General features: G+C 69.8%; 15 protein-coding genes and 1 pseudogene. 6 read left to right on the top strand and 10 right to left on the bottom strand.

The window, feature by feature from the left end:
- Positions 1-5: 5 nt before the first annotated feature.
- Entirely contained in the window at positions 6-1,283 is a 1,278-nt protein-coding gene (locus ACXIZN_RS03700; protein ID WP_457952554.1) for an NAD(P)/FAD-dependent oxidoreductase, read from the bottom strand.
- An 87-nt stretch (positions 1,284-1,370) separates the two neighbouring features.
- On the opposite strand from ACXIZN_RS03700, the gene ACXIZN_RS03695 reads away from it, so the two are divergent.
- Both ACXIZN_RS03695 and ACXIZN_RS03690 read left to right on the top strand, forming a co-directional pair.
- Positions 1,371-2,642, top strand: coding sequence for a class I SAM-dependent methyltransferase (locus ACXIZN_RS03695; protein WP_457952553.1), 1,272 nt, complete (start codon positions 1,371-1,373; stop codon positions 2,640-2,642).
- On the top strand, positions 2,642-3,427 hold the full coding sequence (locus ACXIZN_RS03690) for a DUF1295 domain-containing protein (protein ID WP_457952552.1): 786 nt from the start codon (positions 2,642-2,644) through the stop codon (positions 3,425-3,427). The genes ACXIZN_RS03695 and ACXIZN_RS03690 overlap by 1 nt, the downstream gene beginning before the upstream one ends.
- Here ACXIZN_RS03690 and ACXIZN_RS03685 read toward each other — a convergent pair.
- Positions 3,414-3,923, bottom strand: coding sequence for a DinB family protein (locus ACXIZN_RS03685; RefSeq protein WP_457952551.1), 510 nt, complete (start codon positions 3,921-3,923; stop codon positions 3,414-3,416). The genes ACXIZN_RS03690 and ACXIZN_RS03685 overlap by 14 nt on opposite strands.
- A 224-nt stretch (positions 3,924-4,147) precedes the next feature.
- On the opposite strand from ACXIZN_RS03685, the gene ACXIZN_RS03680 reads away from it, so the two are divergent.
- Positions 4,148-5,452, top strand: a complete 1,305-nt coding sequence (locus ACXIZN_RS03680) for a wax ester/triacylglycerol synthase family O-acyltransferase (protein ID WP_457952550.1) — start codon at positions 4,148-4,150, stop codon at positions 5,450-5,452.
- A 4-nt stretch (positions 5,453-5,456) separates the two neighbouring features.
- Here ACXIZN_RS03680 and ACXIZN_RS03675 read toward each other — a convergent pair whose 3' ends face one another.
- Both ACXIZN_RS03675 and ACXIZN_RS03670 read right to left on the bottom strand, forming a co-directional pair.
- Positions 5,457-6,848 carry a class II 3-deoxy-7-phosphoheptulonate synthase gene (locus ACXIZN_RS03675; protein WP_034319228.1) on the bottom strand — a complete coding sequence of 464 codons (1,392 nt, stop codon included), beginning with the start codon at positions 6,846-6,848 and terminating at the stop codon, positions 5,457-5,459.
- Between the two features lie 78 nt (positions 6,849-6,926).
- Positions 6,927-7,859 (bottom strand): trypsin-like serine peptidase, encoded by a 933-nt coding sequence (locus tag ACXIZN_RS03670; RefSeq protein WP_457952549.1) that lies wholly within the window; start codon positions 7,857-7,859, stop codon positions 6,927-6,929.
- A gap of 135 nt (positions 7,860-7,994) precedes the next feature.
- On the opposite strand from ACXIZN_RS03670, the gene ACXIZN_RS03665 reads away from it, so the two are divergent.
- Entirely contained in the window at positions 7,995-8,411 is a 417-nt protein-coding gene (locus tag ACXIZN_RS03665; RefSeq protein WP_457952548.1) for a hypothetical protein, read from the top strand.
- Here the strand turns inward: ACXIZN_RS03665 and ACXIZN_RS03660 are convergent.
- The 3 genes and pseudogenes from ACXIZN_RS03660 to ACXIZN_RS03650 all read right to left on the bottom strand — a co-directional run.
- Positions 8,412-9,530, bottom strand: a pseudogene (locus tag ACXIZN_RS03660) (alpha/beta hydrolase); the annotation flags it as partial.
- Between the two features lie 329 nt (positions 9,531-9,859).
- Entirely contained in the window at positions 9,860-11,368 is a 1,509-nt protein-coding gene (locus ACXIZN_RS03655; protein ID WP_457952547.1) for a glutamate synthase subunit beta, read from the bottom strand.
- Positions 11,361-16,079, bottom strand: coding sequence for a glutamate synthase-related protein (locus ACXIZN_RS03650; RefSeq protein ID WP_457952546.1), 4,719 nt, complete (start codon positions 16,077-16,079; stop codon positions 11,361-11,363). Before ACXIZN_RS03650 ends, ACXIZN_RS03655 begins: the two co-directional genes overlap by 8 nt.
- A 327-nt stretch (positions 16,080-16,406) precedes the next feature.
- On the opposite strand from ACXIZN_RS03650, the gene ACXIZN_RS03645 reads away from it, so the two are divergent.
- The gene (locus ACXIZN_RS03645) at positions 16,407-17,192 is read left to right on the top strand and encodes an SDR family oxidoreductase (protein ID WP_457952545.1); all 786 of its coding nucleotides are present in this window, start codon (positions 16,407-16,409) and stop codon (positions 17,190-17,192) included.
- A gap of 8 nt (positions 17,193-17,200) precedes the next feature.
- Positions 17,201-18,265, top strand: coding sequence for an NAD(P)H-dependent amine dehydrogenase family protein (locus ACXIZN_RS03640; protein ID WP_457952544.1), 1,065 nt, complete (start codon positions 17,201-17,203; stop codon positions 18,263-18,265).
- Positions 18,266-18,329: 64 nt separating this feature from the next.
- Here the strand turns inward: ACXIZN_RS03640 and lgt are convergent, their stop codons facing one another.
- The 3 genes from lgt to ACXIZN_RS03625 are packed head-to-tail and all read right to left on the bottom strand — an operon-like array spanning position 18,330 to position 21,690.
- Complete coding sequence (gene lgt / locus ACXIZN_RS03635) at positions 18,330-19,352, bottom strand: prolipoprotein diacylglyceryl transferase (RefSeq protein ID WP_457952543.1); 1,023 nt, start codon at positions 19,350-19,352, stop codon at positions 18,330-18,332.
- A 29-nt stretch (positions 19,353-19,381) separates the two neighbouring features.
- The gene (locus tag ACXIZN_RS03630; RefSeq protein ID WP_457952542.1) at positions 19,382-20,551 is read right to left on the bottom strand and encodes a M20 metallopeptidase family protein; all 1,170 of its coding nucleotides are present in this window, start codon (positions 20,549-20,551) and stop codon (positions 19,382-19,384) included.
- The gene (locus ACXIZN_RS03625; protein WP_457952541.1) at positions 20,548-21,690 is read right to left on the bottom strand and encodes an amidohydrolase family protein; all 1,143 of its coding nucleotides are present in this window, start codon (positions 21,688-21,690) and stop codon (positions 20,548-20,550) included. The genes ACXIZN_RS03630 and ACXIZN_RS03625 overlap by 4 nt, the downstream gene beginning before the upstream one ends.
- Positions 21,691-21,750 lie beyond the last annotated feature (60 nt).

Raw genomic sequence — 21,750 nt, 5'->3', positions numbered from 1 at the left:
GACGGTCACCAGCGCACCCCGAAGTTCTCGGCCGCGCGAACGCCGGACGCGCAGCCGTCCTCGTGGAATCCCCAGCCGTGGTACGCGCCGGCGAAGGCGACCGTGTCGTCGTTCAGCTCGCCCAGCCGGCGCTGGGCCGCCACGGATTCCGGGGTGTAGACGGGATGCTCGTAGGTCATCCTGGCCAGCACCGAACCGGCGTCGGGCGCGGTGCCCGGGTTGAGCGTGACGACGTAGCCGGTCGGTTCGTCGAGCCGCATCAGGCGGTTCATGTCGTAGGACACCTGGACCGCGCCGTGGCCGGCACCGCAGAACGGGGTGGCGTAGTTCCAGCCCGCCCGTGCCGAATCCGCCGTCGGGAGCACGCCGGTGTCGGTGTGCAGCCAGGCCTCGTTGCTGGAGTACCGGAACGAGCCGAGGACCTCGCGCTCGGCCACGGTCGGCGAAGAGAGCAGTTTCAGCGCCTGGTCCGCGTGCGTGGCCAGGACGACCTTGTCGAGCCGGTGCCGCGTGTCGGCGTCGTCGCGGACCTCGATCCCCCGCGCGGTGCGCTTCACCGAACGGACCGGCGTCGACAGGTGCACGGCCGTCAGCTGCTTGGCGGCCAGTTGGACGTACTCGCGCGAGCCACCGACGACGGTGCGCCACCTCGGTGACCCGCCGACCGACAGCATGCCGTGGTTGCGCAGGAACTCGAACAGGTACCGCGCGGGGTACCTCAGCGTGTCGGTGCGGTCGGCGGACCAGACGGTCGAGACGACCGGGAGCATGAAGTGGTCGACGAAGTACTTCGTGTACCCGCCGATCGCGAGGAAGGCGCCGAGGGTGACGTCTCCGGCCTCGGGCGCGTCGAGGACGCGCTTCGCGTGCCGGTGGAAGCGTTTGACGTCGGCGAGCATCCGCAGATATCTGCCCCGTGCGACGTTGCGCGGCTGGGCGAACAGGCCTGTCAGTCCTTTGGCGCCGGCGTACTGGAGCCCGCAGCCGTCACAGCGGATGCTCATCGACATCTCGGTGTCGCGGGTGGCGACGCCCAGTTCGGCGAACAGGCGGAGCAGGTTCGGGTAGGTGCGCTCGTTGTGCACGATGAACCCGGAGTCGACGCCGACGGTGCCGCCGTGCGCGCTCGGGACGTCGTGGGTGTGCGCGTGCCCGCCCAGCCTGTCGTCGGCTTCGAACAGCAGAACCTCGTAGCGGCGTTGCAGCAGATACGCGGCCGTGAGACCGGCCACGCCGCTGCCGATGACGCCGATGCGTCGACCTTTGGTGTGCACATGAGGCATTCGGAGCCGGATCGGGCGAGGATTGGATCTCGTGAACCGGCGCGGCATCCGACCCATCCCTTTCCGGTCCGGGAGCGAATGACGACTATGCCGAACAGTCCCGCGTCCCGCCTAGCCCCGTTCGCCGAGCGGCTCCTCGGCGGCTCTCTTCCGGTCGGCCTGCGTACCTGGGATGGCGTACGCGCCGGTCCGCCGGATGCCCCGACCGTGGTCCTCCGCAACCGGCGTGCCCTGCGCCGCCTCCTCTACTCCCCCGGCGAATTGGGTCTGGCCAGGGCGTACGTCTCAGGTGATCTCGACGTCGAAGGCGACCTCGCCGACGGATTCCGCCGGATCTGGGCGTTGACCCGATCGGGTGCCGTGCGTGGCGCGAAGCTCGGCCCCCGCGAATGGGCCGAGGCGCTGCGGCTCGCGGTGGGCCTCGGCATCGTCGGGCCGCCGCCCAAACCGCCCGCCGAGGAGGCCCGGCTGTCCGGGAAGCTGCACACCCTGCGCCGGGACAAGTCGGCGATCGCGCACCACTACGACCTCGGCAACGCCTTCTACCAGCTGTTGCTCGACGAATCGATGGCCTACTCGACCGGGTACTGGACCTCCGACGAGGACGGGTACGGCCTCGAGCAGGCCCAGTGGGACAAACTCGAGCTGATCTGCCGGAAGCTCGGCCTGCGGCCCGGGATGCGGCTGCTCGACGTCGGCTGCGGCTGGGGCTCGCTCCTGGTGCACGCCGCGAAGCACCACGGCGTCCAGGCCGTCGGGATCACGCTGTCGGCGGAGCAACGGCAGCACGTCCGCGCCCGCCTCGCCCAGCACGATCTGGAGGCGCGGGTCGAGGTCCGGCGGCAGGACTATCGCGAACTGCGCGACGAGCCCTTCGACGCGGTCGCGTCCATCGAGATGGGTGAGCACGTCGGCGAGGAGAACTACCCCGAGTACACGCGGACGCTGTACCGGATGCTCAAGCCCACCGGACGGCTGATCCTGCAGCAGATGTCCCGTGGCGCGGTGGCCCCCGGCGGCGGCGCGTTCATCGAGCGCTACATCGCCCCCGACATGACGATGCGGCCGCTGAGCCGCACGCTCGGGCACCTGGAGACCGCCGGGTTCGAGATCCGCGACGTCCACGCGCTGCGCGAGCACTACGTGCGTACGGTCCGGGCCTGGGAGAAGACGCTCGAAAGCAACTGGGACGACGTCGTCGCGCTGATCGGTGAATCCGGCGCACGGGTCTGGCGGCTGTACCTGGTCGGCGGGGCGCTCGCGTTCGAGGAGAACCGGATGGGCGTGGACCAGATCCTCGCGGTCCGCACCTCCGGCGAGGGGCTGAGCGCGCTGCCGGCCACCCGGGAGTGGTCCTGATGCCGCTCGGCGGGACCCTCGCGATCACGGCGGGCGCGACGCTGCTGGCCTTCGTCGTCACCTTCGGCATCGCGCGATGGCGGAAGCGATACGACACCGTCGACACGCTGTGGGGGCCGGGCTTCGCGCTCGTCGCGCTGGTCGCGGCTCCACTCGGGGACGGTTCGGTCGCGCTGAGGGTGGTCGCCGCGCTGCTGACCGCGGTGTGGGGCGTGCGCCTCGGCGTCCACCTCCACCTGCGCAACCACAAGCTGCCCGAAGACCCGCGCTACGTGCGGATGGCGGAGAATGCCGGGGAGAACCCGGCACTCAAGCTGTTCATCCGCGTGTACCTGGTCCAGGCCGTGGTGCTCTGGTTCGTCTCGCTGCCGGTCCAGTTCGCGATGTACGGCGACTCCTTCGGGGTGACGGCGTGGCTCGGTGTCGCGCTGTGGCTGGTCGGCTTCGGGTTCGAGGCGATCGGCGACGAGCAGCTGCGGCGCTTCAAGGCCGACCCGGGCAACAAGGGGAAGGTCCTCGACAGCGGGCTGTGGCGCTACACCCGGCATCCGAACTACTTCGGCGACGCGTGCGTGTGGTGGGGCCTGTATCTGCTGGCGTGTTCGAGCTGGGTGGGGGCGGCGACGATCCTGTCGCCGGTCGCGATGACGTACACGCTGGCCAAGGGGACCGGAAAACCTCTGCTGGAGAAGGGTTTGCGGCGTTCCCGGCCGGGATACGCGGCGTACGTCGAGCGGACCAGCGGGTTCTTCCCGCTGCCCCCGCGCCGCGTCACTCCCCGGTGAGACCGTCGGTCAGCTCGCGCAGCAGGTCGAGGTGGCCGGCGTGCCTGCCGGTCTCCTCGATCATGTGCGCGACCACGAACCGGACGTTGACCTTGCGATCGCCGCGGAAGGGGACCTCGTCGTCGAGCCTCATCGCGGCGACGATCTTGCGGCTCCGCTCGCACTCGGCCTCGTAGGCGGCGATCAGCTGCTCGATCGGGGTCTGCATGGCGACCCGGAACTCGGCGTCCGGATCGGCTTCCAGTGCCTCCTTCCAGACGTCCTCCTGTCCGTTGAGCACCACGTTGAACCAGTACTGCTCGACGAGGGTCAGATGCCCGAGCAGACCGGCGACGGTGGTCAGTTCGCTGGGAACGAGGGGCCGCCGGGCCTGCTCGTCGGTGAGGCCGGAACACTTCCACACGACCGTGGCGCGGAGGAAGTCGAGGAAGCCGTTCAGCTGCGTGCGCTCGTCGCCGGTGAGCGGCGGTTCGGGGCGCTTCGGTTCGTCGGTCATGGTGGTGCAGTCTGCCGGTTTCCTCGGATGATCCGCTAACGAGTTACCCAGGGACGCACTGTCCACCATCTGCCGCAGAGCCGTGGTCCATGTCCGAACGCGATCCCATCGTTCGAGTGAAACCGGCGGTAGTTAGCGCCGAGGAAACATGACGACCACCCGCCCGTCATGTCAGGCTGGTGCAGTTGTGCCCACCGCCGCCGGAGTACCGAGAAAGGTCGCTGATGTCAGGCCTGCAGCTGAGCGCACTCGATGTCGCTTTCCTTTGCCTGGAAAGCGAAACGACGCCCATGCACATGGGGGCGGTGGTCACCTTCCGCCCGCACGGGCAGGTGCACGCGCGCGAGCTGACCACGCTGCTCGCCGAACGGGCGGCCAGGCTCCCCAAGCTGCGTCAGCGCCCCCGCACCGCGCTGTTCCCGCCCGGCTCCGCCACCTGGGCCGAGGACCCGGATTTCGTTGCCAGTGAACATATTTCACATCACCACCTGAGCTCCCTGTACGAACCGGACCCGCTCTCCGCCTACGCCTCGCGCTGGATGGGGCGGCCGCTCGACACCGGAAAACCCTTGTGGGACTTGCATCTCGTCACCGGCCTGCCGGACGGCGAGTTCGCGTTGCTGCTGAAACTGCACCACGCCCTCACCGATGGGGCGGGCGCGTACGCTGTCGCGGTCGGCCTGCTCGACGAACTCCCCCGCGCGCCGAGGCGTCCGCACAGCGGGACCGCTCCGCCGGCGCCTCGCTCCCCTGTGGACGCTGTCAAGGAAGCGGTCGGCTCGACGCTGGCCCAGGCAGGCATCGCCTCTTCGGTCGTCCGCGCGACCCGTTCGCCGCTGTCGCCGATCAGCGCGCCGCCGTCCACCGAACGACGGCTCGGCCTCGTCCGGCTGGACACCGCCGAGATCCGGCGGATCCGCCGGGCCCACGGCGGCACCGCCAACGACGTCGTGCTGGCGATCCTCAGCGGCGCGCTGCGCGACTGGATGATCAACCGCGGCCAGCGCGCCGACGACCGGACGCTGCGGGCGCTCATCCCGGTCAGCGTGCGCGGGCGTTCCGCCGAGCAGCTCGGTGGGAACAAGCTGTCCGGTTATCTCTGCGAGCTGCCGGTCGGCCTCGACGACCCGGTGGAGCGGCTGCTGGCCGTCCAGCGCGAAATGGGCCGGAACAAGGCGGCGGGCCCGGCCCGGGGCGCGGGCGCGTTCCCGCTGCTCGCCGACCGGATGCCGCCGATGCTGCACCGGCTCGGCTCGAAGGCGGCCGGGCTGGCCGCGCCGCTGCTGTTCGACCTCGTGATCACCACGGTTCCGGTGCCGCCCAACCGGCTCACCCTCGACGGGACGAAGGTCTCCGGCGTGTACCCGTTCGTGCCGCTGGCGCCGCGGCAGGCGGTCGGCATCGCGGTGGCGACCTATCGCGACTCGGTCCACATCGGACTTCAGGCGAACGGGGCGGCGGTCTCGGACGTGGGTTCGCTGCGGGACGGCGTGCTCAAATCGGCTTCGCGCCTGCTGCACACCGCCTGACAGCTCAGCCGCGCAGCATCTCCGCGACCAGGAACGCCAGCTCCAGCGACTGCTGCGTGTTCAGGCGCGGGTCGCAAGCGGTCTCGTACCGGCCCGAAAGGTCCAGATCCGAGATCTCCTGCGCGCCGCCGAGGCATTCGGTGACGTCCTCGCCGGTCAGCTCGACGTGGATGCCGCCAGGGTACGTGCCGAGCTTGCGGTGCACCTCGAAGAAGCCCTGCACCTCGTCCACGATCCGGTCGAAGTGCCGGGTCTTGTAGCCCGTCGAAGACTCGTGGGTGTTGCCGTGCATGGGGTCGCACTGCCAGATGACCTTGTGCCCGGAGGCCTCGACCTTCTCGACGATCGCGGGCAGCACCTCGCGGACCTTGCCGTTGCCCATCCGGGCGATCAGCGTCAGGCGGCCGGGCTCGTTGCGCGGGTCGAGGCGGCGGACGTACTCGACGGCCTGCTCGGGCGTGGTCGTCGGGCCGATCTTGAGGCCGATCGGGTTGGCCAGCAGTTCGGCGAAGGCGATGTGCGCGCCGTCGAGCTGCCTGGTCCGCTCGCCCACCCACAGGAAGTGCGAGGACAGGTTGTACAGCTTGGGGTTCGCCGCGTCCGCGCGGTCCATCCGCAGCATGGAGCGCTCGTAGTCCAGCAGCAGCGCCTCGTGGCTGGCGAAGATCTCGGTGGACTGGAGCGAGGTGTCGGTGACCCCGCAGGCCGACATGAACCGCAGGCCGCGGTCGATCTCCGAGGCCAGCGCCTCGTAGCGCTCGCTGGCGGGCGAGGACTTCACGAAGTCCTTGTTCCAGTCGTGCACCTGGTGCAGGTCCGCCATGCCGGCGCCGGTGAGCGCGCGGACGAGGTTCATCGCGGCGCCCGCGTTCGCGTAGGCGCGGATCATCCGGCCGGGGTCGGGCACGCGGAGTTCGGGCTTGGCGACGAGCGAGTTGATGATGTCGCCGCGGTACACCGGCAGGCCGAGCGCGTCGGTGGACGCCGAACGCGGCTTCGCGTACTGGCCGGCGATCCGGCCGACCTTCACCACCGGGAGGCTCGCGCCGTAAGTGAGGACGACGGCCATCTGCAGCAGGGTGCGCAGGTTGGCGCGGATATGCGGTTCGGTGTTCGACTCGAACGTCTCCGCGCAGTCGCCGCCCTGAAGCAGGAACGCCTCGCCGCGGGCGACCATCGCGAGCCGGTCGGAAAGACGGTCGATCTCGGCGGGGACGGTGATCGGCGGCACACTCTCCAGCACGCCGCGGACCCGCTTCGTCAGCTCGGCGTCCGGCCACTCGGGCTGCTGCGCCGCGGGCCGGGAAAGCGCGTCGTCGAGCCGATCACGCAGCTCGGGAGGCAGAGGAGGCAGTTCGGGGAGCGTGTCGACGGGAACGTCCACTGTCCAGTTCACCGGACCAGGATATGCCGCGCCGAAAGCCGCCCGCCCACCGGGACGAAAGTCCCAGAACGTGGACGGGCGGCGGGCTGATCAGGCGGCCTGCGCCTTGTTGTAGAGGTTCTGCGCGTCCGTCCCGAAGTACGGGCCGAACATGTAACCGGGCAGGAAGGTGTAGCCGAAGCTGTTCACCGAGGCCTGGACGCCCGCGCCGGTCGCCTCGCTGAAGTTGAGGAACCACGGGCCGCCGCTCGAACCGCCGGTCATGTTGCAGCTCATCCCGTGGTCCTTGGTGAGCAGGAAGTCGGTGAACGTGCTCCCGCTGCAGTAGATCAGCTTCGAGCCGTCGTACGGCGCCGCCGCCGGGTACCCGAACGTGTACATCGACTGGTTGCGCGCCTGGTTGAACGCGATCCCCTGCGCGCCGACGACGTCGGTCAGCTTCTGCCCGTTGAGCGGGCTGACCACGGCCGCGCCGATGTCGTAGTTCATGTCCTCGCTCGCTTCCCACTGCGGAGTGGTCAGCGTGCTCTTCGCGGCCCAGGTGCCGTAGGGCGTGTTGCCGTTGTTGTACCCGGGCGCGAAGGTCCAGTTGGTGTGCCAGGCGCCCTGGTACTTCACGCAGTGGCCGGCGGTGATCACGACGCTGCCGTTCGTGCTGGTGACCGCGTCACCGGAGCACGACGCGTTCCGCCCGCCCATGGTGAAGAACACCCGGCCCGCGGTCTGGACGACCTTGCCGGCCCCGGTCCACGCTCCGCCACCGTTGGGGATGCTCTGGATGATCGTGCTCTTGCCCTTCGCGACATCCTTCGGTGTGAAGGCGGGCGCCTGGACCAGCCGTTCGATCGGCACCGCCGACCGCATCCGCTCGGGCGTCCAGTAGGCCGCCACCGCCTCCGCGCCGGTCGCTGCCTGATGCTGGACCGGTCCGGCGTGCGCGGGACCCGCGACGGCGGTCAGCCCCGTCACCGCCAGCCCGACGAGCGCCGCCAGGATCCCCGTCCGGGAAGCCGTCCTCTTCATGGCGTACCACCTTTCGCCACCGGTGAATTGCCGTATGACTTGCACGACATTTCGAAAGTATTTGTCCTGCTACCAGGCGTACAAGCGGCCGTTCGGCCCAACTACGGCCAAGCCGCGGGCGGGTTAGCCTTGCTCGTGGGGATTTCGGTGAACGGCTTCGCCCGGCTGGGCACGCGTCTCGCGGCTCCGATCGCCTGGATGCTCCTGGCACCGATCGCGATCGTGGTCGGTGACGGCCAAGGCCTCGCCTGGCCGTCGATTCTGGCGCTGGCCGGTTCGGCGCTCGTGACGCTCGCCGTGGGATGGTCGATCAAGCGCGGATCCGGTTTCGGGATCTCGCCGTACACGTCGCCCGAATCCGCCGCGGTCACCGTGCTGGTGTTCACCTTCGGGCCCGTGATGCTGCTCGGCGGCCTGCTGGTGGCCTGGCTGGGCTGGGCCCGCGTCAAGCTGGGCGAAGACACCTTCGCCGAAACCGCCGCCGGGGTCCTGCTGGGGATCCTGGTCGGCGGCCTCGGCTGGATCGGTTTGATCGTCTTCCTGTTCTCCTGATCAAGCCGGACAGTGCGCGTCCGCGGCCGGAAGGGCACCATCCCGCAGATAGCGGACGACCGCGTCGTTGCCGCAGGCGTTCCCCATGGTGAAGACGCCGTGCCCACCCGCGTCCACGGTGACGAACTTCGCCCGGGTCCCCAGCGCCGCCCGCAGTTCGCGGGCGCCGACGAGCGGCGTCGCCGGGTCGCGGAGGTTCTGCACCAGCAGGATGTTCGACGGGCCGCGGTCGTGGATCCGCACGGGCGGTTCGCGGCGTTCGACCGGCCAGAACGCGCACGGGTTGATGTTCGCGGCGGCGGGGCCGAACAGCGGATGTGTCACGCGCGCGCGTTCGACCGCCTTTTGGTAGTAGCGGACGTTTTCCGGCCAGTCGGAGTCGTTGCAGAGCACCTGGAGCTGGAGCGCGGCGTGATTGTCGGAGTCGAGCGGCCCGCCCTGCGCCTTCGCTGCCGGAGCGGACCATTTCTCGGCGAGCCCCGGGAAGTTCGCGTCGTCGTACAGCGCTCCCCAGGTGTCGCTTCGGATTCCCGGGCGCTTTTCGGCCAGTTCGACGAACTTCGCCGTCACCTCGGCCGGCGTCCGCCCGAGGTGGTAGACGTCGTCCCGTGCCGCCGCCCAAGCCGTGAAGTCGCCGAAGCGGTCATCGAAGCCCTCGGCGAAACGCTGATGCGCCCGGACGTCCAGCCCGTCGGGACCGAGCAGGCTGTCCAGCACGATCCGGTCCGTGCGTGCGGGGAACATCGACGCGTAGGCGGCGCCGAGATAGCTCCCGTACGAAACGCCGTAGTACGAGATCTTCCGCTCCCCCAACGCCTCGCGGATCCGGTCCATGTCGCGCGCCGTGTTGGCGGTGGTCATCTGCGGCAGGAGATCCGCCGTCTTCGACTCGGCGCATTGCTTCGCCACCACACGGGACTTCGCCGCCTTCTCGGCTACGTCGCGCGGGCCGCCCGCGTACGGGCCGACGACGATGAACCGCTGCTCCTCGGTCAGGTCACAGGTCACCGGCGTGCTGTAAGTGGTCCCTCGCGGATCGAAACCGATGACGTCGTAACTGTCGAGCAGGCCGGACTGTCCCTGACGCTGCGCGAGTTGCGCGGGCATCGCCAGGCCGGGGCCTCGCGAGCGGTCTGTTCGCGTGATCAGACGGACGACACACGGCATGCCCAGCCGCCAGTCGTGTCGTCCGTCCAGTCACGCGAACCGCGCTACCAGAGNCCGATGACGTCGTAACTGTCGAGCAGGCCGGACTGTCCCTGACGCTGCGCGAGTTGCGCGGGCATCGCCAGGCCGGGGCCTCGCGAGCGGTCTGTTCGCGTGATCAGACGGACGACACACGGCATGCCCAGCCGCCAGTCGTGTCGTCCGTCCAGTCACGCGAACCGCGCTACCAGAGGTCAGTGGAGCCTTCCACCGGCCCGCCCATGTCGCGACGCTGTCCGGACCTAGACCACCGCGAGCGGCAGCGCCGTCGGGTGCACCGGAGCGGGCAGGTCCGAAGCACCGGTCAGGTACGCGTCCACCGCGCTCGCCACCGAGCGTCCCTCGGCGATCGCCCATACGACCAGCGAGGCACCGCGGTGCGCGTCGCCGCAGACGAACACGCCGGGCGAGGAGGTCTGCCAGTCCGCGCCGCACGAGAGCGTGCCGCGTTTGGTCAGCGAAAGCCCGAGCCCGTCCAGCAACGGCATGTGCTCGACACCCTCGAACCCGATCGCGAGCAGCACGAGATCGGCCGGCAGCTCCTCGACCTCGTCGTTGATCGGGGTCACCATGCGCTTGCCGGTCTCCGGGTCCTTGACCACGCGGACCTGCCGGAGCTCGACGGCACGCACGTTGCCTTCGTCGTCACCGATGAACCGGGTGACCGCGACGGCGAACTTGCGCTCGCCCGCCTCTTCGTGCGCGGGGTAGGTGCGCAGGATGTACGGCCAGGTCGGCCACGGCGACCGCTCGTCGTCCCTTGTGGACGGTGGCGTCGGGTACTGGTCCAGCTGGGTCACCGAAAGCGCGCCCTGCCGGGTCGCGGTGCCGTATGAGTCGGCCCCGGTGTCACCGCCGCCGATGATGACGACGTGCTTGCCCGCCGCGTCCACCGCCGACGGGCCGTCGCCCTCGACGTACTTGTTGGCCGGGACCAGATGTTCCATCGCCAGGTGGATCCCCGACAGCTCGCGACCCGGCGTCGTCGTGTCGTCGCGGCCGCGCAGCGCGCCCACGGCGAGGACCACCGCGTCGTAGCCCGCCCGCAGTTCCTCGACGGTCAGATCGACGCCGACCTCGCAGCCGGTGACGAACTTCGTGCCCTCCTTGCGGAGTTGCGCGAGCCGCCGGTCGAGGACCTTCTTCTCCATCTTGAACTCGGGGATGCCGTACCGCAGCAGGCCGCCGAGCCGGTCGTCCCGTTCGTAGACGGTCACTTCGTGGCCGGCGCGGGTCAGCTGCTGCGCGGCCGCGAGCCCGGCGGGGCCGGAGCCGACGACCGCGACCAGCTGCCCCGACGACACCGCCGAGATCTGCGGCTGCACGTAGCCCGCTTCCCACGACTGGTCGGCGATCGTCTGCTCGACGCGCTTGATCGCGACCGGACCGCCGGACAGCGGCGAGACCGAAAGGACACAACCCGCCTCGCACGGCGCGGGGCACAGCTTCCCGGTGAACTCGGGGAAGTTGTTGGTGGCGTGGAGCCGGTCGCTCGCCGCGGCCCAGTCGCCGCGGCGCACGAGGTCGTTCCACTCCGGGATCAGGTTGCCCAGCGGGCAGCCGGAACCACTGGAATGACAGAACGGGATACCGCAGTCCATGCACCGCGAAGCCTGCTTGCGCACCTGTTCGTTGCGCTCGGCCGGCTCGACGTCGACGTAGACCTCGCCCCAGGTGGCGAGACGCTCCTCTTTGGACTTCTTCTTCGGCTCTTCGCGTTCGTACTTCAGGAAACCCGTCGGATCAGCCACGAGCGGCCTCCATGATCGCTTCGTCGACGTCGCGGCCCGCGGCACGCGCCGCCTTCGCCGCGTCAAGGACACGCTGGTAGTCGCGGGGCATCACCTTGGTGAACGCCGCCGAGCGACGCGGCCAGTCGCCGAGCAGCGACGCGGCCACGGCCGAACGTGTGAGGTCGTAATGTTTCTGCACGGTCTTCTTGAGCCAGGCGAGATCCTCCGAGGACGGGGTCAGCAAGTTGACCATCTCCTCGTTGACCTTGCCACGGTCCAGGTCGAGCACGTAGGCCTCGCCGCCGGACATCCCCGCCGCGAGGTTGCGCCCGGTCGGGCCGAGCACCACGGCCTGCCCACCGGTCATGTACTCGAAGGCGTGGTCGCCGACGCCCTCGGCGACGACCACCGCGCCGGAGTTGCGCACGCAGAACCGCTCGCCGACCTGGCCGCGCAGGAACATCTCGCCGCCGGTGGCGCCGTAAGCGAGTGTGTTCCCGGCGATGGTCTGGCCTTCCGCCGCGAACTTCGCGTCCGGATGCGGGCGCACGATGATCCGCCCGCCCGACAGGCCCTTACCGACGTAGTCGTTCGCGTCGCCGACCATGTCGAGCGTGATGCCGCGCGGCAGGAACGCGCCGAGCGACTGCCCGGCGGAACCGGTCAGCAGCACGTGGATCGTGTCCTCGGGCAGGCCCTCGCCGCCGTAGCGGCGGGTGATCTCGGAGCCGAGCAGCGTGCCGACGGTCCGGTTCACGTTCCGCACCGGCAGCTCCAGCCGCACCGGATGCGCGTCCTCCAGCGCCGCCTCGGCGAGCTGGATCAGCGTCCGGTCGAGCGCGTGCTCCAGACCGTGGTCCTGCGTGCGCGTGCGCCGCTTCGCCCCGCCGTACGGGGTCTCCGTCGGCATCTCGAAGATCGGCGCGAGGTCGAGACCGGAGGCCTTCCAGTGCTCGACCGCCTCGTCGGTGTTCAGCATCTCGGCGTGCCCGATGGCCTCGTCGAGGGTGCGGAAACCGAGCGCCGCCAACGTTTCCCGGACCTCTTCGGCGACGAACCGGAAGTAGTTCACGACGTGGTCGGCCTGGCCGGTGTACCGCTTGCGCAGATCCGGGCTCTGGGTCGCGACGCCGACCGGGCAGGTGTCGAGGTGGCAGACGCGCATCATGACGCAGCCCTCGACGATCAGCGGCGCCGTCGCGAAGCCGTACTCCTCCGCGCCGAGCAGCGCGGCGATGACGACGTCCTTGCCGGTCTTCATCGCGCCGTCGACCTGCACGGTGATCCGGTCGCGCAAACCGTTGAGCAGCAACGTCTGCTGCGTCTCGGCGAGCCCGATCTCCCACGGCGTGCCCGCGTGTTTGAGCGAGTTCATCGGGGAGGCGCCGGTGCCGCCGTCGTGACCGGAGATCAGCACGACGTCGGCGTGCGCCTTGGACACGCCCGCCGCGACCGTGCCGACGCCGAGCGAGGACACCAGCTTCACGTGGATGCGGGCGTTCTCGTTGGCGTTCTTGAGGTCGTGGATCAGCTGCGCCAGATCCTCGATCGAGTAGATGTCGTGGTGCGGCGGCGGCGAGATCAACCCGACGCCCGGCGTCGAATGCCGTGTGCGCGCGATCCACGGATACACCTTGTTCGGCGGCAGCTGCCCGCCCTCACCCGGCTTCGCACCCTGCGCCATCTTGATCTGGATGTCGTCGGCGTTGACCAGGTACTCGCTCGTGACGCCGAACCGGCCGCTCGCGCCCTGCGCCATCTTGATCTGGATGTCGTCGGCGTTGACCAGGTACTCGCTCGTGACGCCGAACCGGCCGCTCGCGACCTGCTTGATCTTGATCTGGATGTCGTCGGCGTTGACCAGGTACTCGCTCGTGACGCCGAACCGGCCGCTCGCGACCTGCTTGATCGCGCTGCGCCGCGCCGGGTCGTAGAGCCGCTCGGGGTCTTCCCCGCCCTCACCGGTGTTGGACCGGCCGCCGATGCGGTTCATCGCGATGGCGAGCGTTTCGTGCGCCTCGGCCGAAATCGAGCCGTAGGACATCGCGCCGGTGTTGAAGCGTTTGAAGATCGCCTCGACGGGCTCGACCTCGTCCAGTGGCACGGGCTCGCGCGCGCCCTCGCGGAAGGAGAACAGCCCGCGCAGCGCGCCACCCTGCCGGTACAGGCGGTGCACCTCGTCGGAGTACTTCTTGTACACCTCTTCCCGGCCGGTCTTCGTCGCGTGCTGCAACAGGAAGACGGTCTCCGGGGTGAACAGGTGCAGTTCGCCCTCGCGGCGGTACGCGTACTCACCGCCGGTCTCGAGTCCACGGTGGACCCGATCGGTCGGGTTGTCCGGGTACGCCCGGCGGTGGCGCGTGGCGACCTCTTCGGCGAGCACGCTCAGCCCGACGCCGCCGAGCTTCGACGACGTCCCGGTGAAGTACTCGTCGAGCAGATCCTGTGCCAACCCGAAGGATTCGAAGACCTGCGCCGCGGTGTACGCGCCGACGGTCGAGATGCCCATCTTCGACATGATCTTCAGGACGCCCTTCACGAGCGCCTTGACGTAGTTGCGGATCGCGGTGGCGGGCTCGATCCCGGTGATGCCGCCGGTCGAGATCATGTCTTCGATGGTCTCGAAGGCCAAGTACGGGTTCACCGCCGCGGCGCCGTAGCCGAGCAGCAGCGCGATGTGGTGGACCTCGCGGGCGTCGCCGGTCTCGACGACGAGCGCGACCCGCAGCCTTTCCTTGGTGCGCACCAGATGGTGGTGCACCGCGGAGACGAGCAGCAGCGACGGGATCGGCGCCATCCGATGGTCGGAGTCGCGATCGGACAGGACCAGCGTGCGCGCGCCCGCCTCGATCGCCTCGGAGGCCTCGCGCCGGACCCGCTCGATCGCGGACGCCAGCGCGTCGGCCCCACCGTCCACTTCGTACAGTCCGGAAAGGACACTGCACGCGAAGCCGGGAAGGTCGCCGTCGTCGTTGATGTGGATCAGCTTGGCGAGCTCGTCGTTGTCGATCACCGGATACGGCAGCTGCACGTGACGGCAGGAGGCCGGGCCGGGGGCGAGCAGGTTCCGCTCGGGCCCCATGATCCGGCTCATCGAGGTGACGAGCTCTTCGCGGATCGCGTCCAGCGGCGGGTTGGTGACCTGCGCGAAGTTCTGCTTGAAGTAGTCGTAGAGCAGCCGGGAACGCTGCGACAGCACCGCGGGCGGGGTGTCGGAACCCATCGAGCCGATCGGCTCGGCGGCCTTGAGCGCCATCGGCGCGAGGAGGATCTTCAGCTCTTCTTCGGTGTAGCCGAAGGAAAGCTGGCGCCGCAGCACGGAATCGTGGCTCTGCACGATGTGATCGCGGTCCGGGAGGTCGGCGATCTGCAGGAGGCCGGCGTGCAGCCAGCCTTCGTACGGGAGTTCCTTGGCCAGCTCCGACTTGACCTCTTCGTCGTCGACGATCCGGCCCGCTTCGGTGTCCACCAGGAACATGCGGCCGGGTTTGAGGCGGCCCTTGGCCACGACGTCCGCGGGGGCGACGTCGAGCACGCCCGCCTCACTGGCCAGCACGACACGGTCGTCCGCGGTGCGCCACCAGCGGGCGGGGCGCAGGCCGTTGCGGTCGAGGACGGCGCCGACGAGGGTGCCGTCGGTGAAGGTGACGCAGGCCGGGCCGTCCCACGGCTCCATGAGGCTGGCGTGGAACTGGTAGAACGCACGGCGCTGGGCGTTCATCCCGGTGTGGTTCTCCCACGCTTCGGGGATCATCATCAGCACCGCGTGCGGCAGCGACCGGCCGCCGAGGTGCAGCAGCTCCAGCACCTCGTCGAAGGAGGCGGAGTCCGACGCGTCGGCCGAGCAGATCGGGTACAGGCGGGTCAGGTCGCCGGGGATGAGATCCGATTCGAGCAGCGCCTCACGGGCGCGCATGCGGTTGCGGTTGCCCCGGATGGTGTTGATCTCGCCGTTGTGCGCGACGAACCGGAACGGATGCGCCAGCGGCCACGACGGGAAGGTGTTGGTGGAGAACCGGGAGTGCACGAGCGCGATGGCGCTGGTGAGCCGGGTGTCGGTCAGGTCGGCGAAGAAGAGCGGGAGCTGCTCGGGGGTCAGCATTCCCTTGTAGACGATGGTGCGCGAGGACAGCGACGGGAAATAGGTGCCGCAGCCGGCGGTCACGCTCTCGTTCTCGACGCGCTTGCGGAGGCAGAAGGCCAGGCGGTCCAGTTCGAGCCCGGAGGGACATCGCCCGTCGGTCTCGGCGGCCGCGACGAACAGCATCGCGAAATGCGGCATCACCGAACGCGCCGTCGGGCCGATGTCGGCGCGGTCGGCGTCGACCGGGACCTCACGCCAGCCGAGGACGTCGAGGCCCTCTTCGCCGGCGATCCGCTCGATCAGGGCGATGGCCTTGTTCCGCTCCTCGATGTCCGAGGGCAGGAAACCGATACCGGTCGCGTAGGTCTGGTGACCGTCGGCGTCCGCCTGGGGCAGCGTGAAGTCCACTTCGGCCCGCAGCAACTCGTCCGGGAGCTGCAGCAGGATGCCCGCGCCGTCACCACTGGTCGGCTCGGCGCCGGCGGCACCGCGGTGGTCGAGGTTCGTCAGCGCGGACAGGCCGTCGGTGACGATTCCGTGCGAACGCCGCCCGCGGACGTCGGCCACCATGGCCACACCGCAGGAGTCCTGTTCGGATTCGGGATCGTAGAGACCCTGTTTGCCTGGAATGGCGGAGAAGATCATGAAGGGACCTCCTTCGTCGTCTGTGCTCAGCGGCCGGGCGGGGCCGGCCGGGGGAATGCGCACGGGACGACGATGGCCCGTTCGTTAGCGCGACTTTAACACCTGTGAAACACGTCGGCATCAGTTCGGCGGGCGCGAAAGCCCGCGGATGGGTAACGATCTGGACGCCCGGAACGACACAGTTCCTGATGAGGTCACAGTAGTTCGTTCCGCTAAGTATATGTCCCGTTCCGGGATGTCACGAGACGCGGTGAGGCGACCCTAGTCACTCCGGGCTCCTCGCGCGAGCCCGGGACACCGGAAATAGAACGTGTTACAGTTTCGCGTATGATCCTGGACCGTTTCCGGCTCACCGACCAGGTCGCCGTGGTCACCGGCGCCGGACGCGGGATCGGCGCGGCGACGGCCGTGGCGCTCGCCGAGGCCGGTGCCGACGTGGTGATCTCGTCCCGCACCGAAACCCAGCTCGACGAGGTGGCCGCCCTGGTCGCCGCCACCGGCAGACGCGCCCACGTGGTGCCCGCCGACCTGAGCGACCCGGCCGCCGCGGGCGAGCTGGCGCGGATCGCGACGGCGGAGTTCGGGCGGCTGGACCTGGTGGTCAACAACGTCGGCGGCACCTATCCCCGGCCGCTGTTGGAAACCACCGCCGGATTCCTCGAAGAAGCCTTTCGTTTCAACGTCTCCACCGCGCACGCGCTGACCGTCGCGGCGGCCCCGTCCTTATTGGAGACGGGCGGATCGGTCGTCAACATCTCGTCGGTCATGGGCCGCGTGACCGGCCGGGGCTTCGCCGCGTACGGGACGGCGAAGGCCGCGCTGGCGCACTACACCCGGCTCGCGGCCGCCGATCTCGCGCCGAAGGTGCGCGTGAACGCCATCTCGGTCGGCTCGGTGGCGACCTCCGCGCTCGAAGTGGTGGTGGGCAACGACGAACTGCGCGGCCGCATGGAGGCCGCCACTCCCCTGCGCCGGATCGGCGAGGCCGAGGACATCGCGGCCACCGTCGTGTTCCTGGCGTCGGGCGCGGGCCGGTACGTCACCGGCAAGATCATCGAAGTCGACGGTGGATTGCAGGCTCCGAACCTGGAACTTGGTCTGCCCGATCTGTAGGAGGCGCCGTGCGCGTGGTCCAGTGGAGTACCGGGAACGTCGGCCGCCACGCGCTGGCCGGGATCGACGCCCGCCCCGATCTCGAACTCGCCGGGGTCTGGGTTTCGAGCGAGGCCAAGGCGGGCGTGGACGCCGGGGAACTGGCCGGGCTCGGACGGCCGTTAGGCGTCACCGCGACGACCGACGCGGACGCCCTCATCGCGCTGAAGCCGGACTGCGTGCTCTACACGGCGATGGCCGACGACCGGCTGCCCGAGGCCGTCGAAGACCTGAAACGCTTCCTGCGCGCGGGGATCAACGTGGTGTCCAGCAGCCCGGTCTTCCTCCAGTACCCCGACGGTGTCGTCCCGCCGGAGATGATCGAGCCGATCCGGGAGGCCGCCCGCGAAGGCGGCGCCTCGCTGTGGGTCAACGGTGTCGACCCCGGCTTCGCCAACGACTGGCTGCCACTGGTGCTCACCGGTGTGTGCGAACGGATCGACGAGGTGCGCTGCCTGGAGATCCTCGACTACTCGACGTACGACAACGGCAAGGTCCTTTTCGACATCATGGGCTTCGGCCGGGAGATGGACGATCCGCCGCTGTTGCTGCAGCCCGGCGTGCTGTCGCTGGCCTGGGGCAGCGTCGTTCGGCAGCTCGCGGCCGGGCTGGACGTCGAACTCGACGGCGTCGAGGAGGTCTACGAACGGCTCCCGGCGCCTGAGACGTTCGAGATCGCCTCGGGAACGATCAAAGAGGGCACGGCGGCGGCGCTGCGGTTCGAGGTGCGCGGCATGCGCGGCGGGCGGGCGGTGTGCGTGCTGGAGCACGTCACGCGCCTGCGCGGCGACCTCGGACCGGACTGGCCGCAGCCGGCCGGGCAGGGCTGCTACCGCGTCCAGGTCACCGGGGAGCCGAACTACGTGCTGGACCTGCGCCTGGTCGGCACCGACGGCGACCACAACACGGCCGGCCTGAAGGCGACCGCGATGCGGCTGGTGAACGCCATCCCGGCGGTGGTGGCGGCTCCGCCCGGGCTGCTGACCGCGCTGGACCTGCCCCTGGTGACCGGACGAGGCCTGGTCTCGCCCTGATGTACGTGAAGGCCCCCTTCATTGCGCTAGGCGCAATGAAGGGGGCCTTCACGTACTTGGAACGCTACTTCTCGGGGTCCGGCTTCGGGTCCTCGGTCGCCTTGTCGGCGGCCGAGTCCCGGACGGTGTCCGGAGCCGCCGCCACGTCCGCATGCGCCTCATCGGCGGGCTCGGCGGAGTCCTCCCGCGGCACGTCCTTGCTCCACAAGGTTTCCGGCGCTTCCCGCGGCCCCCGCTTCGCGGCGAGGACGAAGTACACGATCGCCGCGACGAACAGCAGGATCGAGGTCCACACGTTGACCCGCAGGCCGAGGATGTGGTTCGCGGTGTCGGTCCGCATCATCTCGATCCAGAACCGGCCCGCGGTGTACCCGGCGACGTACAGCGCGAACACGCGGCCGTGGCCGAGGCGGAACTTCTTGTCCGCCCAGATGATCAGCAGCGCGACACCGAGGTTCCAGATCAGCTCGTAGAGGAACGTCGGGTGCACCGGGCTGTCCGGCAGCGGGACGTGCCCGAGCGCGACGCCGTTCAGGAAGTCGTCCGGGTTGGTGGGGTTGTAGCGCTGGTAGATCTCCAGGCCCCACGGCAGGTCGGTGTGCGCGCCGTAGAGCTCCTGGTTGAAGTAGTTGCCGATCCGCCCGATCGCCTGCGCGATCACGATCCCCGGCGCGAGCGCGTCGGCCATCGCGGGCAGCGGGATCCCCCGGCGGCGGCAGGCGATCAGCGCGCCGACCGCGCCGAGCGCGATGGCACCCCAGATCCCGAGGCCGCCGTCCCAGATCTTCAGCGCGTTGAGCGGGTTCTTGCCCTCGCCGAAGTACAGCTGGTTGTCGGTGATGACGTGGTACAACCGCCCGCCGACCAGGCCGAACGGCACCGCGAAGACCGCGACGTCGATGACCGTGCCCTTCGTGCCGCCGCGGTTCACCCAGCGCCGCTCGCCCAGCCAGATCGCCACGATGATGCCGGCGATGATGCAGAGCGCGTAGGCCCGGATCGGGACCGGCCCGATATGCCAGACGCCCTGGTCGGGACTGGGGATGGTCGCGAGGAACGCTGCCGAGGCGGTATTCACGTCGGCCACCGTAGCGCTTCGCCGGCTTCTTGGGGGCGTCAGCCCTCGACGGCGGCCAAATAGCCCGCGATCAGCGCCGACGCGACGTGCCCGATGGCCGCGTCGGGCGGCAGGAACACTTCGTCGTGCAGGCTGGGCGCGCCCGCCGTGTCGCCGAGGCCGACGAACATCATCAGCCCGCGGGTCATCCCGCAGTAGTGCGCGAAGTCGTCGGCGCCGAACGACCGGAAGTCGGTGTCCACGCCCGCCCCCGACCGGACGAGCCGCCGGTGCGCGCGCTGGGTGAGCCCGGCGTCGTTGTGCAGCACCGGTTCGCACGGGCTGATCTCCAGTTCCGCCCGGCAGCCGTGCGCCTTCGCGGTGCCGTGGACGACCTCGGCGAGCCCCTCCAGGGCGAGGTCGCGGTCGTCGGCGCGCATCAGCCGCAGCGAGCCCGACAGGCGGGCCTCGTTCGGCACGACATTCGCCGTCGTCCCGGCTTCGATCCGCCCGACCGAGCAGACCGCGCCGAACACCGGGTCGACCCGGCGGCTCGCGAGCTGCTGCAGGCTCACCACGATCTGGCTGAGCGCGAGGATCGGGTCCCGCAGCAGATGCGGGTAGCCGGCGTGCCCGCCCTGGCCGCGGACGACGACCTCGAATTCGTCGGTGGAGGCGTTGACCGGTCCCTGCACCGCCGACACCACGCCCGCCGCCAGCCTGGGCTGGACATGCGCGCCGATGACCGACTCGACGCCGTACTCGGTGAGCACGCCCGACTCGACGATGTCCAGCGCGCCGGACGGCGACGTCTCCTCACGCGGCTGCAGGAGCGCGAGAAGCGGCCGGGGCACCCCGACCACGGCCGCCGCGCGGCAGGTGGCGACGAGCGCGGCCATGTGCACGTCGTGCCCGCACGCGTGCATCAGCGACGTCTCCGAGGCCCACGGGATCCCGGTGCGTTCGGTGACCGGCAGCGCGTCCAGTTCGGCACGCAACGCCACGGCCGGTCCCGCCGCGGTACCGGGGAGCAGCACGGCGCGCCCGGTCTTGGCGACCGGGACCCCTTCGTCGATGCCCAGCGCCTCGACGAGGACCCTCGCGGTGTCCTCCTCGTCCCCCGACGCGCGCGGATCGGCGTGCACCCGGTGCCGCAGCTCGATCGCGGACGGCAGTTCCGCCTCGACGGCGGCCTCCCACCGGTCCTGCAGTTCGTCCAGTTCCGTCATGTCCCCTCCAGCCCGTACACCCGTTCGGCGTTGCGGTGCCCCACCAGCGCCGCTATCCGATGCGCGTCCACTTCGGACAGTACGTCCGAAGTGAGCCCCGCGTACAGGAAGTCGGACAGTCCCTGCCGGAACAGCGCGGTGCCGAGGTGGTACAGCTCGGCCAGCCCGAACGCGTCCGTGGAGAACAGCAGCTTCCCGAACGGCACGATCTCCATTGTCTCCGCGATGATCGCGGGCGCACGATGACCGGCGTTGTGCGTCGCGAGTCCCACGTCGACGAACACGTGCTCGAACACCTGCGCCAGATACGCGGCGTTCCGGTGGAAGGGATAGTTGTGCAGCAGCATGATCGGCACCCCGTGTGACCGGGTGGCCCGCAACAGCCCGGTGAGCAGCAGCGGATCGCAGCGATGCAGATCGACATCGGAGTCGCCGAAACCGACGTGGAACTGGATGGGCAGGGCCAGGTCGATCCCGGTCCAGATCAGGAACCGGTGCAGCACCTCGTCCGCGAGCCGGACCGGTTCGCCTGCCTCGATCCGGGCGAGCCAGCGGCCCGCCGCTTCGGTGACCTCGGTGTCCGTCGGCCGCTCCCCCGCCAGGTCGAGGCCGACCCGGTAGGCGGCGATGGACTTGAACCCGACCGCGGTCGTCGCGCGTCTCGCCAGCTCCGCCGCGAACGCCGTCGCGAATCCGGCCGCGGTGGTGGATCCGATCACCGCTTCGGCGACCTGTTCGAGCCGGACGATGTCCCGCGCGCGGGCGCCGGACAGGCCCGCGAACTGCTCGGTCGTGGTCAGCGTGTCCGGCAGGAAGCCGCCGTCGAGCAGGAATTCGGTCGTGCCGGTGGCGCGCAGGAACCGCGCGTTGACCTCGGTGGCGCCCAGTTCGGCGCGGCGGGCCAGATAGACCTCGGCCGGGACGTGCGGCGGCAGGTCGAGCACCGGGGCGCAGCGGGCGCGGACCGCGAGCCCGATCAGCGAGTCGAACAGGGTCGTGCCCAGTGACGAGACGGTGTCGGCCTCGGTGAGCAGCTGTTCGAACTCGATCCGGCCCAGATCACCGGTGACGACGCCGTGACAGTGGTGATCCACCAGCCTCGTCCGGGCGACGAACGGCAGGATCGGGGTTGCCGGCATGGGCGCGTCCCTTCTCGTGATCGACGAGTGCGGCCTCACCCTATGACCGGATCCGGGCGT

The organism is Amycolatopsis sp. TRM77291 (genome assembly GCF_054166285.1).
Note: the sequence above shows the minus strand (reverse complement) of the source record. Positions and strands in the feature narration are given on the sequence as shown.